The organism is Mycobacterium kyorinense, assembly GCF_002101735.1.
GTDB classification, from domain to species: domain Bacteria; phylum Actinomycetota; class Actinomycetes; order Mycobacteriales; family Mycobacteriaceae; genus Mycobacterium; species Mycobacterium kyorinense.
In genome coordinates, this window is record NZ_LQPE01000038.1 from 102,965 (window position 1) to 120,190 (window position 17,226).

At 67.4% G+C, this 17,226-nt stretch carries 16 protein-coding genes; 7 read left to right on the forward strand and 9 right to left on the reverse strand.

What is annotated here, in order from left to right; genetic code table 11:
• Positions 1–113: 113 nt before the first annotated feature.
• Complete coding sequence (gene arc, locus AWC14_RS07115) at positions 114–1,940, reverse strand: proteasome ATPase (protein ID WP_045379490.1); 1,827 nt, start codon at positions 1,938–1,940, stop codon at positions 114–116.
• Between the two features lie 146 nt (positions 1,941–2,086).
• Between arc and AWC14_RS07120 the strand changes: the two genes are divergently transcribed.
• From AWC14_RS07120 to AWC14_RS07130, 3 genes are read left to right on the forward strand one after another with little or no spacing between them, the layout of a single operon-like run.
• Positions 2,087–2,587: an MTB12 family secreted protein gene (locus AWC14_RS07120; RefSeq protein ID WP_045379492.1), complete on the forward strand. Its 501-nt coding sequence runs from the start codon at positions 2,087–2,089 to the stop codon at positions 2,585–2,587.
• 11 nt (positions 2,588–2,598) lie between these two features.
• Entirely contained in the window at positions 2,599–3,144 is a 546-nt protein-coding gene (gene lppK, locus AWC14_RS07125) for a lipoprotein LppK (protein WP_235215920.1), read from the forward strand.
• 7 nt (positions 3,145–3,151) lie between these two features.
• Complete coding sequence (locus tag AWC14_RS07130; protein ID WP_045379496.1) at positions 3,152–3,445, forward strand: DUF503 domain-containing protein; 294 nt, start codon at positions 3,152–3,154, stop codon at positions 3,443–3,445.
• Here the strand turns inward: AWC14_RS07130 and trmI are convergent.
• Positions 3,442–4,284 (reverse strand): tRNA (adenine(58)-N(1))-methyltransferase TrmI, encoded by an 843-nt coding sequence (trmI, locus tag AWC14_RS07135; RefSeq protein ID WP_057003120.1) that lies wholly within the window; start codon positions 4,282–4,284, stop codon positions 3,442–3,444. The two genes, AWC14_RS07130 and trmI, sit on opposite strands and share 4 nt — an antisense overlap.
• A gap of 74 nt (positions 4,285–4,358) precedes the next feature.
• Between trmI and AWC14_RS07140 the strand changes: the two genes are divergently transcribed.
• Together AWC14_RS07140 and AWC14_RS07145 are read left to right on the forward strand one after the other, a co-directional pair.
• Positions 4,359–5,225, forward strand: a complete 867-nt coding sequence (locus tag AWC14_RS07140; RefSeq protein WP_045379499.1) for a RecB family exonuclease — start codon at positions 4,359–4,361, stop codon at positions 5,223–5,225.
• Positions 5,222–5,998 carry a thioesterase family protein gene (locus AWC14_RS07145; RefSeq protein WP_045379502.1) on the forward strand — a complete coding sequence of 259 codons (777 nt, stop codon included), beginning with the start codon at positions 5,222–5,224 and terminating at the stop codon, positions 5,996–5,998. The genes AWC14_RS07140 and AWC14_RS07145 overlap by 4 nt, the downstream gene beginning before the upstream one ends.
• Here AWC14_RS07145 and AWC14_RS07150 read toward each other — a convergent pair whose 3' ends face one another.
• The 5 genes from AWC14_RS07150 to AWC14_RS07170 all read right to left on the reverse strand — a co-directional run bounded on the left by AWC14_RS07150 (position 5,999) and on the right by AWC14_RS07170 (position 10,519).
• Positions 5,999–7,369, reverse strand: a complete 1,371-nt coding sequence (locus AWC14_RS07150; RefSeq protein WP_045379505.1) for an FAD-containing oxidoreductase — start codon at positions 7,367–7,369, stop codon at positions 5,999–6,001.
• Positions 7,366–7,848 carry a DUF4126 family protein gene (locus AWC14_RS07155; RefSeq protein WP_045379508.1) on the reverse strand — a complete coding sequence of 161 codons (483 nt, stop codon included), beginning with the start codon at positions 7,846–7,848 and terminating at the stop codon, positions 7,366–7,368. The genes AWC14_RS07150 and AWC14_RS07155 overlap by 4 nt, the downstream gene beginning before the upstream one ends.
• A 27-nt stretch (positions 7,849–7,875) precedes the next feature.
• Positions 7,876–8,727 (reverse strand): ATP phosphoribosyltransferase, encoded by an 852-nt coding sequence (gene hisG / locus AWC14_RS07160; protein ID WP_045379512.1) that lies wholly within the window; start codon positions 8,725–8,727, stop codon positions 7,876–7,878.
• Positions 8,727–9,008 carry a phosphoribosyl-ATP diphosphatase gene (locus AWC14_RS07165; RefSeq protein ID WP_045379514.1) on the reverse strand — a complete coding sequence of 94 codons (282 nt, stop codon included), beginning with the start codon at positions 9,006–9,008 and terminating at the stop codon, positions 8,727–8,729. Before AWC14_RS07165 ends, hisG begins: the two co-directional genes overlap by 1 nt.
• Positions 9,009–9,121: 113 nt before the next feature.
• Positions 9,122–10,519: a sugar porter family MFS transporter gene (locus AWC14_RS07170; protein WP_057003119.1), complete on the reverse strand. Its 1,398-nt coding sequence runs from the start codon at positions 10,517–10,519 to the stop codon at positions 9,122–9,124.
• Between the two features lie 23 nt (positions 10,520–10,542).
• On the opposite strand from AWC14_RS07170, the gene AWC14_RS07175 reads away from it, so the two are divergent.
• Entirely contained in the window at positions 10,543–11,313 is a 771-nt protein-coding gene (locus AWC14_RS07175) for an enoyl-CoA hydratase/isomerase family protein (protein ID WP_045379517.1), read from the forward strand.
• Here AWC14_RS07175 and AWC14_RS07180 read toward each other — a convergent pair.
• Together AWC14_RS07180 and metH are read right to left on the reverse strand one after the other, a co-directional pair.
• On the reverse strand, positions 11,310–12,326 hold the full coding sequence (locus tag AWC14_RS07180; protein ID WP_052425598.1) for an SAM-dependent methyltransferase: 1,017 nt from the start codon (positions 12,324–12,326) through the stop codon (positions 11,310–11,312). The genes AWC14_RS07175 and AWC14_RS07180 overlap by 4 nt on opposite strands.
• Positions 12,327–12,343: 17 nt before the next feature.
• A complete protein-coding gene (gene metH / locus AWC14_RS07185; protein ID WP_057003118.1) occupies positions 12,344–16,069 on the reverse strand; it encodes a methionine synthase in 3,726 nt (1,241 codons plus the stop codon).
• Between the two features lie 245 nt (positions 16,070–16,314).
• On the opposite strand from metH, the gene AWC14_RS07190 reads away from it, so the two are divergent.
• Positions 16,315–17,193 (forward strand): PAC2 family protein, encoded by an 879-nt coding sequence (locus AWC14_RS07190; RefSeq protein ID WP_193393795.1) that lies wholly within the window; start codon positions 16,315–16,317, stop codon positions 17,191–17,193.
• Positions 17,194–17,226 lie beyond the last annotated feature (33 nt).

Here is a 17,226-nt window from a genome sequence, read left to right on the forward strand (position 1 = left end):
CCTAAAGACTAGAGGGATGACGATGGCGACGAAGCCTTCGGGGCGAGCGTGCGCAAAACACGGGTGTGTCCGCATGTCAATCTGGGACACCCGCACGTTCGCGGGGAAGGCGACTACAGGTACTGGCCGAGGTTGGATTCCGTGTCGATGGCCCTGCTTGCGCTCGAGCTCTTGCCGGTGACCAGCGTGCGGATGTAGACGATCCGCTCGCCCTTCTTGCCCGAGATCCGTGCCCAGTCATCGGGATTGGTGGTGTTGGGCAAGTCCTCGTTCTCGGCGAACTCGTCGACGATCGAATCCAGCAGATGCTGGATTCGCAGACCCGGCTGGCCGGTTTCCAGCACCGATTTGATCGCGTTCTTCTTCGCCCGGTCGACGACGTTCTGGATCATCGCCCCGGAGTTGAAGTCCTTGAAGTACATGACTTCTTTGTCGCCGTTGGCGTAAGTGACCTCCAGGAACCGGTTGTCGTCGATCTCGGCGTACATCCGGTCGACGACCTTTTCGATCATCGCCTTGATGCATGCCGAGCGGTCGCCGCCGAACTCGGCGAGATCGTCGGCGTGCACCGGCAGCTCCTCGGTGAGGTACTTCGAGAAGATGTCCTGTGCCGCTTCGGCATCCGGGCGCTCGATCTTGATCTTCACGTCCAGGCGGCCGGGCCGCAGGATCGCCGGGTCGATCATGTCCTCACGGTTGGAGGCGCCGATCACGATGACGTTCTCCAGGCCCTCCACGCCGTCGATCTCCGACAGCAGCTGGGGAACCACCGTGGTCTCGACGTCGGAGGAGACGCCGGTGCCACGGGTGCGGAAGATCGAGTCCATCTCGTCGAAGAACACGATCACCGGGGTACCTTCGGACGCCTTCTCGCGGGCCCGCTGGAAGATCAGCCGGATGTGCCGCTCGGTCTCGCCGACGAACTTGTTCAGCAGCTCTGGGCCTTTGATGTTGAGGAAGTACGACTTGGCCTCGCGTGCATCGTCGCCGCGGACCTCGGCCATCTTCTTGGCCAGCGAGTTCGCAACGGCCTTGGCGATCAACGTTTTACCGCAGCCGGGCGGGCCGTAGAGCAGCACGCCTTTGGGCGGGCGCAGCGCGTACTCCTTGTAGAGCTCCTTGTGCAGGAACGGCAACTCCACCGCGTCGCGGATCTGCTCGATCTGGCGGGTCAGACCGCCGATGTCCTCGTAGCTGACGTCAGGCACTTCCTCGAGCACCAAGTCCTCGACCTCGGCCTTGGGGATGCGCTCGAAGGCATACCCGGCCTTGGTGTCGACCAGCAGCGAGTCGCCGGGCCGCAGTTTACGGGGCCGGGTGTCGTCGTTGAGGGCGTCGGGAATGCCCTCGGGCAGGTCGGCTGCCACCAGCGGCTCGGCGAGCCAGACGATGCGTTCCTCGTCGGCGTGCCCGACGACCAGCGCCCGGTGACCGTCGGCCAGGATCTCCCGCAACGTCGAGATCTCGCCGACCGATTCGTAGGTGCCGGCCTCGACGACGGTTAAAGCCTCGTTGAGCCGAACCGTCTGACCCTTCTTCAGCAAGTTGACGTCGATGTTCGGCGAGCACGTCAGCCGCATCTTGCGGCCCGAGGTGAACACATCGACGGTGTCGTCGTCGTGGGTGGCCAACAGCACGCCGTACCCGCTGGGCGGCTGGCCCAACCGGTCGACCTCCTCGCGCAGCGCCAACAGCTGCTGGCGCGCTTCCTTGAGGGTTTCCATCAGCTTGGAATTACGCGCCGCAAGCGAGTCGATGCGTGCCTCGAGCTGGTGCACATCGCGGGCGTTGCGCACAGCACTCTGGGGGCCTACCGCGCTCTCCAGCTGCTCACGCAGTATCGAGGCCTCGCGCCGCAACTCCTCCAGCTCGGCGGCATCGTCGCTGGACAAGTCGTGTTCGCGAGGGGCTCCGAACGCTTCACGCTCTGACTCACCCATGTTGCGCTCCTTTCCCGCACCGGAATGTGGCACGGCGGATACTTCAACGCTACCGGCGATTTGGGATTCATGCGTGAACTCGAAATGGGGCGCGCTGACAGAACCGTTTAACATGACACCGATCTGGCCTAATCGAGAGGACATTCGTGACCGTGAAATCCCTAGCCACAGCTGCTGCAGCCGTCGCCGCGATCGGTGCGGCGGCCGCCGGTGTGACCTCCATTGCATCCGTTGCCCCGGCCGCGCCGCAAGTGCAGCCCGTGGTATTCGGGGTGCCGATGCCGCTCGATCCCGCCACGGATGTCCCGACTCCCGACCAGTTGATCAGCGTCCTCAACGGCTTGCAAAACCCGAGTGTTCCCTTCGCGAGCAAGGGCTATCTGGTCGAGGGCGGCGTCGGCGGCGTCGAGGGACGCATCGCCGACCGCAAGCTGCAGCAGGCCGCCCAGCACGGTTCGCTGCCGCTGACGTTCCAGGTGGCCAACATCGCGCCGGCTGGGCCGGGTGCGGCGTCGGCGGATATCACCGCCTCGGGTCCGACTCTGGCGCCGACCACGCAGAACATCACGTTCGTCAACCAGGGCAGCTGGAAGCTCTCCCGCGCCTCGGCGATGACGCTGGTGCAGCAGATCCAGTCCGCGGGCTGACCGCTGCTGCCGTGCCGGTTTCCAGGCACCTGCGGGCAGTCCTAAGCGCCGCCGCCATGGTGGCGGCGCTGGGGCTGCCGGGGTGTTCGAGCGGCGGTTCGGGCTCTCCCGCCCCGTCGACGTCGTCGTCGTCGGAAGCTGCACCGGCCACGACGGCGGCCCCGCAGAGCGCCCCGGTGCCGGCGCCCGAAGCACTCACGGATGTGCTGTACCGCCTTGCCGACCCGGCGGTGCCCGGCGTCGAAAAGCTCAACCTCGTCGAGGGCGCAACGCCCGACAACGCCGCAGCTCTGGACAAATTCGCCAACGCGCTGCTCAATGGCGGCTACGCGCCGATGACCTTCGAGGCGCGCGACATCGCCTGGTCGGACCGGGATCCCGCCGATGTGGTGGCCACCGTCGACGTCAGCACACCCCGGCGCGGTGTGCCCGGATTTTCGTTCCCGATGGAATTCAAGCCGTACCAGGGCGGCTGGCAGCTCTCGCAGCGCACCGCGGAGACACTGCTCGCCTTCGGCGCTGCGCCACCCGGGGCCCCTCCGACGCCGACGCCCTGACGACACCATGTGGATCGGCTGGCTGGAATTCGACGTGCTGCTCGGTGACGTGCGCTCGCTCAAGCAGAAGCGGTCGGTGATCCGTCCGGTGATCGCCGAGCTGCAGCGCAAGCTCAGCGTGTCGGCGGCCGAGACGGGGTCACAGGATCTGTACCGGCGCGCCGGAATCGGGGTGGCGATGACCTCGGCCGACCGCGGGCATGCCGTCAAGGTGCTCGACGCGGCCGAACGCATGGTGGCCGCACACCCCGAGTTCGAGCTGCTGTCGGTGCGCCGTGGGCTCCAACGCAGCGACGACTAACCCTCGGGCGCTAACCGCTTGCGGCGCAACGGCGTCGGCGTCACTGTGCCCGGGGCCAGCCGGCGCGCCGAAATCAGGAAGGCGGTATGGCCGCGCATGTTGTGTTGCGGGCGCACCGCCAGACCGACGACGTTCCAGCCGCGCTGCAGCGTTTCCCACGCCCGCGGCTCGGTCCAGCACTGCTGCTCGCGCAGCGCCTCCACGGTCTTCGACAGCTGGGTGACGGTGGCGACGTAGATCATCAGCACACCACCGGCGATCAGTACCCGCGACACCGCGCCGAGCACGTCCCACGGCGCCAGCATGTCGAGCACCGCCCGGTCGACCGACCCGTCGGGCAGGTCGCAGTCGGCGAGGTCCGCGTGGACCAGCCGCCAGTTGTCGGGCGTGCCGCCGACGAACGTCTCCACGTTGCGGCGGGCGTGCTCCGCGTGGTCGGCGCGCACCTCGTAGGAGATCACCTGGCCCGCCGGCCCGACCGCGCGCAGCAGCGAGCAGGTCAGCGCGCCCGACCCGGCGCCAGCCTCCAACACCCGCGCGCCGGGAAAGATGTCGCCCTCGTGCACGATCTGAGCGGCGTCCTTCGGATAGACCACCTGCGCTCCGCGGGGCATCGACATCACGTAGTCGACCAGCAGTGGGCGCAGCACCAGGAACTGGTCACCGTTGGTGGATTTGACCACGCTGCCTTCGGACAACCCGATCACGGCGTCGTGCGCGATCGCGCCGCGGTGGGTGTGGAATTCGCCGCCCGGGGTGAGCAGCATCGTGTAGTGCCGGCCCTTGGCGTCGGTCAGCTGAACGCGATCACCGACGCCGAACGGACCGCTTGCGGACACGGCTATCTAGCCTGCCAGCAGACGCGCCGACACCGATGCGCGGGGTTGTCGGATACGGACTTTAGGCTGCGGGTATGAGTGGCGAAGCGTCCCGGCCGGCGCTGTCGCCGTCGCGGGCGGCCGATTTCAAACAATGCCCGCTGCTGTACCGGTTCCGCGCGATCGACCGGCTGCCCGAGCCGCCGTCCATCGCGCAACTGCGGGGGTCGCTGGTGCACGCCGCGCTCGAACAGCTCTATGGTCTGCCGGCCGAGCAGCGCGTCCCCGACACCGCCCGCGCGCTGGTAGGCCCGGCGTGGGAGCAGCTGCTGGCCGAAGAGCCCACGCTGGCCGCCGACTTGGACGCCGCGCAGCGAAGCGAACTGCTCGATGAGGCCCGGGCGCTGCTGTCCGGCTATTACCGGCTGGAGGATCCGACGCGGTTCGATCCGCAAAGCTGCGAGCAGCGCGTCGAGGTCGAACTGGCCGACGGCACGCTGCTGCGCGGGTTCATCGACCGGATCGACGTCGCGCCCACCGGTGAGCTGCGCGTAGTGGACTACAAGACCGGTAAGGCGCCGCCGGAAGCCCGCGCGCTTGCCGAGTTCAAGGCGCTGTTTCAGATGAAGTTCTACGCAGTGGCACTGCTGCGCTCCCGCGGGGTGCTGCCCACCCGGCTGCGTCTGGTGTACCTGGCCGACGGCCAGCTGCTGGACTACTCCCCCGACGAGGACGAGCTGCTGCGCTTCGAGAAGACACTGATAGCGATCTGGCGGGCAATCCAATCAGCCGGCGCCACAGGCGATTTCCGGCCCCGCCCGTCGCGGCTGTGCGACTGGTGCCCACACCGGGCGCACTGTCCGGTGTACGGCGGAACGCCGCCGCCCTACCCGGGCTGGCCGGACCATCCCGACGAGGGCGATCCGGACACCGTCCTGCACCGCGCGGATCCCGCGGCGTGATCGGTTGTCACTACCGTCGGCTCGGGGCCGACGGCGACGTCGTGCGGTTCGAATCCACCGACTTCACCCGCAGCAACTGGGCGTCCGATCTTCAGCACGGCTCGCCGCCGCTGGCGCTGCTGACCAAAGCCATCGAAGAGCTGCTGACCGGTTCGCCGCTGCGGATCGGCCGGCTGAGCCTCGACATCCTGGGTGTCATCCCGGTCGCGCCGGTGTCGGTGCGGGCCTGGGTCGAGCGGCCCGGCAAGCGAATCTCGTTGCTGGCGGCCGAAATGCATGCTGGCCGTCCGGTGGCGCGGCTGAGCGCCTGGGCGCTGGCCACCAGCGACACCGCCGACGTGGCCACCGACCGCTACCCGCCACTGGTCGAGGTCCCGGCCCGGCCGCTGCCGTCGTATTGGTGGAACGTCGGCGGATATCTGAAGTCGGTGGAATGGCGCCCGCAGCCCGACGATTCCGCCGGCGCGGCGGTGTGGTGGTTGCGCCCACTGGTGCATGTGGTGGATGCCGAGGAGGCCACGCCGCTGCAGAACCTGGCCATGGTCGTCGACTCCGCCAACGGCGTGGGCGCTGCGCTGCACCCCGAGCAGTTCACTTTCATGAATACCGACACCGTGGTGCATCTGCACCGGGCGCCGCACGGCAGTGACTTTGCGTTGCGGGCGCGCGGCTCGATCGGACCCGACGGGATCGGGGTGACCAGCGCGGAGATCTTCGACCGCGGCGGGTTTATCGGGACGTCGGCGCAAACACTTCTGGTGCAACGCCGTTGACTACTGCAGCGGCGACATCTCCTGCAGCATCGTGGGTATCAGCTCGCTGACCGTGGGATGGATGTGCATGGTGCGTGACAGGGTGGTGTAGGGCGCCTTGGCGGACATCACATCGAGGATGGCGTGGATGATCTCGTCGCCGCCGACGCCGAGGATGGCCGCTCCCAGAATCTGTTTCGTGTCCGCGTCGACGACGACTTTCATAAAGCCTTGTGTCTCACCCTTTTCCACCGCCCGCCCGACTCGGGTCATCGGCCGCTGACCGAGCAACGCCGGGCGGCCCGAAGCGCGCACCTGCTCGACCGTCATGCCGGCGCGTCCCAAGGGCGGGTCGATGTAGAGCGCATACGTGGCGATGCGGTCGCTGACCCGGCGCGGGTCGCCGTCGAGCAGGTTGGCCGCGACGATCTCGAAATCGTTGTAGGAGGTGTGGGTGAACGCGCCCTTCCCGTTGCAGTCGCCCATCGCCCAGATGTGATCCACGTTGGTCTTGAGCTGGTCGTCGACGGTGATGTAGCCGCGGGCGTCGGTCTGCACACCGGCGCGCTCGAGGCCGAGGTCGTCGGTGTTGGGCCGTCGCCCCACCGCGACCAGTAGATGGCTGCCTGCGATCGCTTCCGCATCGGCTCGCGGTGTCACCTCGAACCCGTTGTCCCGCTTGGTAACCCGGATGTCGTCGGCGTTGACGACGACGTCGATGCCCTCGTTCTCCAGGATCGTCCGGATGGCGGCCGAGACGTCGTCGTCCTCGCGGGACGCCAATCGCGGGCCCTTCTCGACGACCGTCACCGCGGCGCCGAAGCGGCGGTACATCTGGGCGAATTCCAGCGCGATGTAGCTGCCGCCGATGATCACCAGATGCTCCGGCAGCACGTCGAGGTCGAGGATCGACACGTTGGTGAGGAACGCGACGTCGGAAAGCCCGGCGATGTCCGGCACGACGGCGCGGCCCCCGAGGTTGAGGAAGATGCGGTCGCCGTGCAGCAGTTGGTCGCCGACCCGCAGTGTGTGCGCGTCCTCGAAGCGGGCATGGCCGCGGACAACCGTGCAGCCGTCCATGCCGGTCAGCCAGTCCTCGACACCTTTGCGGTCCTTGAGCATGATGTCGTCTTTGCGCGCCTTGACTTTCGCCATGTCCACGCTGACCGATCCGGTGCCCACACCGTAGTCGGCGCCGCGCCGGGCCAAGTGTGCCGCGTGTGCGCTGGCCACCAACGTCTTGGTGGGGATGCAGCCGGTGTTGACGCAGGTGCCGCCGATCAGCTTGCGCTCCACGACCGCGACGCGCTGCCCCGCGGCGGTCAGCCGACCTGCCAGCGGCGGTCCGGCCTGACCGGCACCCACCACGATCGCGTCGAAATGGCTTGTCACAGCACAGCTGTCGTTACCGCGATGGCGAAGCCGCCGAGCACCGCGACCGCGTCTTCGAGCAGCGCGATGGACGGATCGTGGCCGTGTGCGGCGGTCAGCCTGGTGCGGGCTTCATAGCCGCCGAGAGTGCCCAGGACGGCGCCGACGGCGCCGGCGCCCAGCGCGCTCCAGGTGTAGCCCCACGCAGTGCCGATGACGGCACCGGCGAACGCGCCCAAGACGATCCGGGCGATGAACCCGATCGCGGCGGTGCGGCTCGGTGTGGCGGGAAGCTTGTCGGCGACCAGTTCGAGGACCGCCAGAATGCTCAGCACCGCGACCGTCACCGGGTGCCCGACCCACGAGGCCCAGGTCCCGTCCATGTTGATCCAGTCCAGCAGCGCCGCCCATGCGACCACGGCGGGGGCCGTCAGCGACCGCAAGCCGGCGACCACGCCGATCAGCAGAGCGAGCAGCAGGACAAGGACGTGCGTCGCCATGGCCAGGACGCTAACACGGGAACGCGGTCAGAATCGGCAGAACCTGATGTCGGAGGCCAGGATCGCCTTGGCCCCGATCGCGGCGAGCTCGTCCATGATCGCGTTGACGTCGCGGCGGGGCACCAACGCGCGAACCGCCACCCAATCCGGGTCGGCCAGCGGGGCGATCGTCGGCGACTCCAGCCCCGGCGTGATCGACGTGGCGTTGTCGAGGACCGAACGCGGGCAGTCGTAGTCCAGCATCAGATACTGCTGACCGAACACCACACCCTGCACCCGGGCCACCAGCTGGTCGCGGGCGGCACTGGGATGCTCGCCGGCGTCGGCTCGCTCGATGAGCACCGCCTCCGAATCACACAGCGGCTCACCGAAAGCCACCAAGTCGTGCAGGCTCAGGGTTCGGCCCGAACCCACCACGTCGGCGATGGCATCGGCCACTCCCAGTTGCACCGAGATCTCCACCGCGCCGTCGAGCCGGATCACCGTGGCTTTGATTCCCTTGGCCGCCAAGTCTTTTCGCACCAGGTTCGGGTAGGCGGTGGCGATCCGCCGGCCTGCCAGATCGGCGGTGGTCCAGTCACGACCGGCCGGCGCCGCGTACCGGAAACTCGACGACCCGAACCCCAGCGACAACCGTTCGGCCACCGGCGCCTCGGACTCGCGGGCCAAATCCCGGCCGGTGATCCCGAAGTCGAGATCCCCCGACCCGACATAGATCGCGATGTCCTTGGGGCGCAGGAAGAAGAACTCGACGTTGTTCACCGGGTCGAGGACGGTCAGGTCCTTGGGATCGGTGCGACGACGGTATCCGGCCTCGGCGAGGATCTCGGCGGCCGGCTCACTGAGTGCTCCCTTGTTGGGGACGGCGACGCGCAGCATCACAGCTTCCGATACACGTCGTCGAGCGAGAGCCCCCGCGCGATCATCAGCACCTGCGTCCAGTACAGCAATTGGCTGATCTCCTCGGCGAGAGCGTCGTCGGGCTCGTGTTCGGCCGCCAGCCACACTTCGCCGGCCTCTTCGAGGATCTTCTTGCCGACGGCGTGCACCCCGCTGTCGAGCGCGGCCACCGTGCCGCTGCCGGGCGGCCTGGTGCGGGCGCGCTCGCCGAGTTCGGCGAACAGATCTTCGAACGTCTTCACGGCCAGCGATTGTTTCATGCGCCGGTCAGCAAAGTCACGGCAATTTCGCGCCACCTCCCCGCGAGCGTGCACAAAATGACGCTCTGCACGGCAGATCGACGTACAACCATGCACGCTCGCGGCAGAGGGGGTTAGTCGTGCAGTAACTCGGCGTGCATGTCTTCCAGCGCCACGCCGTTGGTCTCGCGCACCCAGCGCCACACGAACACGAACGACAGCACCGCGCACAGCGTGTAGAAGCCGTAGGCGAAGCCGAGCATGTGCCGCAGTGCCGGGAAGGTCACGGCGACTGTGGCGTTGGTGATCCACTGCGCGGTGGCCGCCAGTCCCGCCGCGGCCGCCCGGATCCGGTTGGGGAACATCTCGCCCAGCAGCACCCACAGGATCGGGCCCCACGACACGCCGAACGCGACGACGAACAGGTTCGCGGCGACCAAGGCAACCACCGCCGACGCGCCGGCGAGGTGCGGCTTGCCGTCGATGACCGGCGCGCTGGCGAAGACAATGGTCATTGTGGCCAGCATCACGGCCATGCCCGCCGAACCCGCCAGCAACAACGGCTTGCGGCCGACCTTGTCGATCAACGCGATGGCGATCAGGGTGATGATCACGTTGACCACCGAGGTGGCCAAAGCGATCGTGAACGACCACCCCTCACCGAAGCCCACGTGCTCCCACAGCACATCGGAGTAGAAGAAGATCACCGTGATGCCGACGAGCTGCTGAAAACAGGCCACCCCCAGCCCCACCCACACGATCCCGTACAGGCCGCCGGTCGGCTTGCGCAAGTCACGCCAAGACGGCGGTGTTTCGCGCTGCAGCGTCTCGACGATCCGGTTCACGGTGGGAGCCACGTCGCGTTCGTCGAGCAGCAACGAGAGCACTTGGCGGGCTTGCGGAACCCGCTGTGAGGCAATGAGATACCGCGGTGATTCGGGGATGGTGAACGCCAGCAAACCGTAGACCAGCGCTGGAATCATTTCTCCGATGAATGTCCAGCGCCAAGCGGCCATGCCCAGCCACAGTTCGCCGCGCGAGCCGCCCGCGATGTGAAACGGCAGCCAATTCACCGCCAGCGACAAAAAGATGCCGGACACGATCGCAAGCTGCTGCAACGAGCCGAGCCGGCCGCGGATGTCTGGCGGCGATATCTCGGCGATGTATGCCGGCCCGATCACCGATGCGACGCCGATGCCCAGACCACCCACGATGTGAAAGGCGATGAACATCCAGATGCTGCTCGCCAGCCCGGTACCCAGCCCGCAGGCGAAGACCAGCGCAGCGGCCAGCCGCATCATCGCCAGGCGGCCGGTGCGGTCGGCGATGCGTCCGGCGATCGTCGCTCCCGCCGCCGCCCCGAGCAGTCCCGAGGCCGCCGCGAACCCAAGGACGACGTTGCCGATCTGGAAGTCGGCCTGCAGCGCCCTCACCGCGCCGTTGGTCACGGACACGTCGTAGCCGAACAGCAGCCCACCGATCGCGGCCACCGACGCGAATCGAACAGCACGGGCGGTCACGTCGTTTCCCACGAGTTTCCAACGTACGGTGTGGCATGAAGTTCTCCGAGATCGAGGTCGCCGTCGACGGCGCCCGGGCGACCATCACGCTGAACCGACCGGACAAGCTGAACCCGCTGTCCACTACTACCCTGACCGAGTTGGTGGCCGCCGCGCGCCAGCTCGACACCCAGCCCAGTGTGAAGGTGGTGGTGATCTCTGGGCGGGGCCGAGCGTTCAGCGCCGGCGCCGACCTCGCGTCGTTCACTGCCGAGGGCGGGCCGCCGCCGCGTGAGGCGGCCGACGCCGGGCGGCGGATGGCCGACGCGATCGAGGCGATGCGGGCGGTGACCGTCGCCCGGATCCACGGCCACTGCGTCGGCGGCGCGGTGGTGCTGGCCGCGGCCTGCGATCTGCGGATCGCCGCGGACGACACCCGCTTCTCGATTCCCGAGGTCGACCTGGGCATCCCGCTGGCCTGGGGCGGTATCCCCCGACTGGTGCGCGAGATCGGCCCGGCCCGGACCAAGGAGCTGGTAATGACCTGCCGCCCGTTCGGCGCCGCGGAGGCGTTGACGGCGGGCTTTTTGAACAGCGTGGTGCCCGCCGCCGAGCTCGACGCCGCGGTCGGCGAACTGGTCGGCGTGCTGGTCGACAAGTCGGCGCTGACCTTGACCGCCACCAAGCGGCACACCAACGCCGTCACCGAAGGCATGGTCGGCACCGCCCGCGCCTGGAACGACGCCGACTCGCTGGTCACCGCGCTGGGCGATCCCGAGTCCCGAGCAGCGGCGCAGGCCTACCTGACGCGCCTGGGCCGCGGTTAGCGCTCGGCGACGACGCCGAACAGCGGATCGGTGACGAGCAGACGGTGAAACGCGACGTCGCCGTACCCCGCGTGGGTGAGCGCGTCGACGAGTTCGCCGCGTTGCGGTAGTGGCCAACAACCCGCCGTCGCGCGCAACACGAGATCCAATTCGGCTGCCGACAGCGAACTTCCGGCGAACATCGAGGTCAGTACCAGCCGGCCGGTTGGGGCAAGGCGTCGTCGCAGCTCCGCAAACAAGGTCCGCCACTCCGCCGGCGGGAAGTAGTAGATGTTGTTGTGCAACGTGATCAGATCGAACGGGCCGGCGAGCTCCGCAAGGTCCGAGTCGCGAATGTCGGCGTGCAGTACCGCACAGCGATCGGCCAGTCCCCAGGCAGCCAGGTTGGCCTTCGCCAGCGCCACGACGCGCTCCGACAGGTCGATGACGACCACGGACAACCGCGGGCACGCCTCCGCCGCGTGCCGGACGTAGATGCCTGTGCCACAACCGATTTCAAGCATCATGTGAGGGGATTGGTCTTCGACGACTCGACGGACGAACCGGGCGATGAATGGTTCGACCAGCCGCGAACCCCGTGCGACCACCTCGTCGTATTCCTCGAGGTATTGACCGCGTTCGCCGGTCCGTAGCCGCGCCGGCAGGTCGCGGTAGACGTCGCCGCGATAGTCGGCCAGCTCCGCAGTGAACCCGCGAAGACACTCGCCGTCGTGCGACGCCAACGCGCGGATCCGGTTGCCTTTCAAGGAATATCGACCTTTGCGGCATCGCAGCTCACCGATCGCGACACCGACGTCCAGCAATCCCGTGAGCAAGTCGACGTCGCCGATGCTCAGGGTGCGGCCGAGTTCGTCGACGGTCGCCGGCCTGCGCAGCGCCGCTATCAAGCCAATCCGCTCGGCCGCGCCGAGAAAACGGATGCGACTAAGCCCACGTGAGTCGGCAAGCAGTCCCAATGTGGCGCGCAGATTCTTCAACGCCTCGGTCGGGGGAAGCCACCACGTTGCGTGCATGCCGCTCAACGCCGGCCTCAGTCCTCCGGGTTGTAGGCGAGGTTGGAGCTCAGCCAGCGCTCGGCTTCCTTGAGGGTCCAGCCCTTGCGCTTCGCGTAGTCGGCGACCTGGTCCTGGGCCATCCGGCCGACCACGAAGTACTGCGACTGCGGGTGCGAGAAGTACCAGCCGCTGACGGCGGCGCCGGGCCACATCGCCATCGACTCGGTCAGCTCGATGCCGGTCCGCTCCTTCACGTCCAGCAACTTCCACAGCGTCGCCTTCTCGGTGTGCTCCGGGCAGGCCGGATAGCCGGGCGCAGGGCGGATTCCCACGTACTTCTCGTCGATGAGTGCGTCGTTGTCCAGGTGCTCGTCGGGCTGGTATCCCCAGAACTCCTTGCGGACCCGCTGGTGCATCCGCTCGGCGAACGCCTCAGCCAGCCGGTCGGCGATCGACTCCAGCAGGATCGCGCTGTAGTCGTCGAGGGCGGCCTTGAACTCCGCGATCTTTTCCTGGCTGCCGAGCCCCGCGGTGACGGCGAAGGCGCCGACGTAGTCCCGGACGCCGGTTTCTTTGGGGGCGATGTAGTCCCCCAGCGAGCGGTTCGGGATGCCCTCCCGGTGCTCGCCCTGCTGACGCAGATTGTGCAACGTGGTGCGCACCTCGGTACGGGTGTCGTCGGTGTAGACCTCGATGTCGTCACCGACGGCGTTCGCCGGGAAGAACCCGATCACCCCGTTGGCCGTCAGCCACTTCTCCTTTATCAGGGTGTCCAGCATCTCCTGGGCATCGTCGTACAGCTTGCGGGCCGCCTCGCCGGTGGCCGGGTTGTTGAGGATGTCGGGGAAGCGGCCCTTCATCTCCCAGGCGTTGAAGAACGGCTGCCAGTCGATGTACTCGCGCAACTCGGCCAGATCGTAGTCGTGAAATTCCCGTATTCCCAGACCCATTGCCGGCACCGGCGGCGTGTAGCCGTCCCACTCGATCGGCGTCCGGTTGGCGCGGGCTTTCTCCAGCGTCAGCATCGGCCGCTCGTTCTTTTGCGAATGCCGTTCGCGCAGCGACGCGTAGTCCTTCTCGGTGGCCTCCAGCAGGGCCGGACGCTGCTTGTCGTCGAGGAGCGCAGCAGCCACCGGCACCGAGCGGGACGCGTCCTTGACCCAGACCACCGGACCGCTACACCGCGGCGATATCTTCACGGCCGTGTGAGCGCGCGAGGTGGTCGCGCCACCGATCAGCAGCGGGATCTTCATCCCCTCGCGTTCCATCTCGGCGGCGAAGTTGACCATCTCGTCCAACGACGGGGTGATCAGGCCGGACAGCCCGATGATGTCGGCGTCGTGCTCGTTCGCCGCGGCGAGGATCTTCTCGGCGGGCACCATCACCCCAAGGTCGATCACTTCGAAGTTGTTGCACTGCAACACAACTCCGACGATGTTCTTGCCGATATCGTGGACGTCGCCCTTCACGGTCGCCATCACGATCGTGCCGTTGGTGTCCTTGGAGTCACCCGGCTGCTTCTCCGCCTCGATGAACGGTAGCAGGTAGGCGACGGCCTTCTTCATCACCCGGGCCGACTTCACGACCTGGGGCAGGAACATCTTGCCGGAGCCGAAGAGGTCGCCGACGACGTTCATGCCGTCCATCAGCGGGCCCTCGATCACCTCGATCGGCCGCCCACCCGCGGCGGCGATCTCGGCCCGCAGTTCCTCGGTGTCCTCGTCGACGTGGGCGTCGATGCCCTTGACCAAGGCGTGCGTGATCCGCTCGCGGACCGGCAAGCCGCGCCACTCGGCCGCCGCCGCATCGTCGGTCTTTTCCGACTTGTTGAACCGCTCGGCGATCTCCAGCAGCCGTTCGGCCGCGTCCGGGCGGCGGTTCAGCACGACGTCCTCGATGCGCTCGCGCAACTCGGGGTCGATCGAGTCGTAGGGCACCAGCGCGCCCGCGTTGACAATGCCCATGTCCAGGCCCGCCTTGATGGCGTGGAACAGGAACACCGCGTGGATGGCCTCGCGGACAGGGTTGTTGCCGCGGAACGAGAACGAGACGTTGGAGATGCCGCCGGAGATGTGCACCCCGGGCAGGTTCTCCTTGATCCAGGCGCACGCCTCGATGAAGTCGATCCCGTAGGTGGCGTGCTCCTCGATACCGGTCGCCAACGCGAAGCAGTTCGGGTCGAAAATGATGTCCTCCGGCGGGAAGCCGACCTGTTCGGTCAGAATCCGGTAGGCGCGCCCGCAGATCTGTTTGCGCCGTTCCAGGTTGTCGGCCTGCCCCTGTTCGTCGAAGGCCATCACGACGACGGCGGCGCCGTACTTGCGGCACAGCCGCGCCTCGCGGACGAACTTCTCCTCGCCCTCCTTCATCGAGATCGAGTTGACGATCGGCTTGCCCTGCACGTTTTTCAGGCCGGCCTCGATGACCTCCCACTTCGAGGAGTCGATCATCACCGGGACGCGGCTGATGTCCGGCTCGGCCGCGATCAGCTTGGTGAAGCGGTCCATCGCGGCGACGCCGTCGATCATGCCTTCGTCCATGTTGATGTCGATGACCTGAGCGCCGGCCTCGACCTGCTGCAGGGCGACCGACAGTGCGGTGTCGTAGTCCTCGGCCTTGATCAGGTTGCGGAACCGGGCGGACCCGGTGATGTTGGTGCGCTCACCGATGTTCACGAACAGGGAGTCGTCGGTGATGTTGAGCGGTTCCAGCCCCGCCAGCCGGGTGGCGACCGGGATTTGCGGCACCTCCCGCGGCGGCTTGCCGTCGACCACCTTGGCGATCTCGGCGATGTGCGGCGGCGCGGTCCCGCAGCAACCGCCGACCAGGTTGACCAAACCGGCCTCGGCGAAGTCGGCGATGTAGCCAGCCTGACGCTCCGGGGTCTCGTCGTACTCGCCGAACGCGTTGGGCAGGCCGGCATTCGGGTAACAGGAGACGAAAGTGTCTGCGATCCGCGACATCTCGGCGATGTAGGGCCGCATCTCCGGCGCGCCCAGGGCGCAGTTGAGGCCCACCGCAATAGGTTTCGCGTGCCTGATCGAGTTCCAGAAGGCTTCGGTGACCTGACCGGACAACGTCCGCCCGGAGGCGTCGGTGATGGTCCCGGAGATGATCACCGGCCAGCGGCGTCCGCGGTCCTCGAACAGCGTCTCGACGGCGAACACCGCCGCCTTGGCGTTGAGCGAGTCGAAGATCGTCTCGATGATGAGCAGGTCGGCACCACCGTCGACCAGACCGTTGGCGGCTTCGAGGTAGGCGGCGACCAGCTGGTCGTAGGAGATGTTGCGGGCTCCGGGGTCGTTGACGTCCGGCGAGATCGACGCGGTCCGCGTAGTCGGCCCGATGGCGCCGGCGACGTAGCGGGGCTTGGACGGGGTGCCGAACTCGTCGGCGGCCTTGCGGGCCAGAGCTGCGCCGGCGTAGTTCAGTTCGTAGCTGAGGTCCGCCATGTCGTAGTCGGACAGCGAGATCGCGTTCGAGTTGAACGTGTTGGTCTCGATGATGTCGGCGCCCGCCTCGAGGTACTCGCGGTGGATCCCCTCGATGATCTGCGGCTGCGTCAATGTGAGCAGGTCATTGTTGCCCTGAAGAGCCGTCGGCCATTCCGTGAACCGGTCGCCGCGGTAGCCGGCCTCGTCCGGCCGGTCCCGCTGGATCGCCGTGCCCATCGCGCCGTCGATCACCATGATCCGCTGGCGCAGGGCAGCGGTCAGTTCGTCGGTGCAGTCGGGGCGGATATTCGGCGCGAAAGCGTTCACGTACGTTCCTTCCGTAGCGGAAGGCGTCCTTGACTCTGCCGAGCGTGGCGGATACCAGGGGGCGTGGCCCCTAAAAATCCGTTGCAACGCCTCTCGACGGTGAGAAGTCTACGTCGGCACCCGACATCTGGACGCCCGGCTCAGCTCGACCCGGTGGAAGTCATCCCCACAAGCATAGCCCGTCTATCAATTTGGGTCGGTTTGTCGCCACGTCGCCAGCTTCCCACAGGCTTTAGGCTGAGTTCGTGACCTCGCCGGATACCAGCGACAGGCTGCCTGAACTGCACAACACGATCGTCGTGGCCGCGTTCGAGGGCTGGAACGACGCCGGCGACGCGGCCAGCGATGCCCTGGAGCACCTGGACGCCATCTGGGAGGCCGAGCCGATTGTCGAGATCGACGACGAGGCCTACTACGACTACCAGGTCAACCGGCCGGTGATCCGCCAGGTCGACGGCGTCACTCGGGAGCTGGTGTGGCCGTCGATGCGGATTTCGCACTGCCGACCGCCCGGCAGCGACCGCGACATCGTCCTGATGAACGGCGTGGAGCCCAACATGCGCTGGCGCACCTTCTGTGCCGAGCTGCTGGCCATCGCCGACAAACTCAACGTCGACACCGTGGTGATCCTGGGCGCATTGCTGGCCGACACGCCGCACACCCGGCCGGTGCCGGTGTCCGGCGCGGCGTACTCGCCGGAGTCGGCGCGCCGCTTCGGGCTGCAGGAGACTCGCTATGAGGGGCCGACGGGCATCGCCGGGGTGTTCCAGGACGCCTGCGTGGCCGCGGGCATCCCCGCGGTCACGTTCTGGGCGGCGGTGCCGCACTACGTGTCGCAGCCGCCCAACCCAAAGGCGACGGTGGCGCTGCTGCGCCGCGTCGAGGATGTGCTCGACATCGAGGTGCCGCTGGGCGACCTGCCGGCGCAGGCCGAGGAGTGGGAGCAGGCGGTCAGCGAGATGACCGCCGAGGACGACGAAATCGCCGAGTACGTGGCCTCGTTGGAGCAGCGCGGCGACGCCGAGGTCGACATGCACGAGGCGCTGGGCAAGATCGACGGCGACGCGCTGGCGGCCGAGTTCGAGCGCTACCTGCGGCGCCGACGTCCGGGCTACGGGCGCTAGTAGCAATTTGCGGCGACTCGACAAGATGAGGCA

What these genes read in the sequence shown, in the direction of transcription:
- hisG (WP_045379512.1), bottom strand. Translation starts at nt 8,727, where the DNA reads ATGCTGCGCGTCGCCGTCCCCAACAAGGGAGCACTCAGTGAGCCGGCC.
- AWC14_RS07175 (WP_045379517.1), top strand. Translation starts at nt 10,543, where the DNA reads ATGAAGTTCTCCGAGATCGAGGTCGCCGTCGACGGCGCCCGGGCGACC.
- AWC14_RS07165 (WP_045379514.1), bottom strand. Translation starts at nt 9,008, where the DNA reads ATGAAACAATCGCTGGCCGTGAAGACGTTCGAAGATCTGTTCGCCGAA.
- AWC14_RS07155 (WP_045379508.1), bottom strand. Translation starts at nt 7,848, where the DNA reads ATGGCGACGCACGTCCTTGTCCTGCTGCTCGCTCTGCTGATCGGCGTG.
- arc (WP_045379490.1), bottom strand. Translation starts at nt 1,940, where the DNA reads ATGGGTGAGTCAGAGCGTGAAGCGTTCGGAGCCCCTCGCGAACACGAC.
- AWC14_RS07140 (WP_045379499.1), top strand. Translation starts at nt 4,359, where the DNA reads ATGAGTGGCGAAGCGTCCCGGCCGGCGCTGTCGCCGTCGCGGGCGGCC.
- AWC14_RS07180 (WP_052425598.1), bottom strand. Translation starts at nt 12,326, where the DNA reads ATGCACGCAACGTGGTGGCTTCCCCCGACCGAGGCGTTGAAGAATCTG.
- AWC14_RS07130 (WP_045379496.1), top strand. Translation starts at nt 3,152, where the DNA reads ATGTGGATCGGCTGGCTGGAATTCGACGTGCTGCTCGGTGACGTGCGC.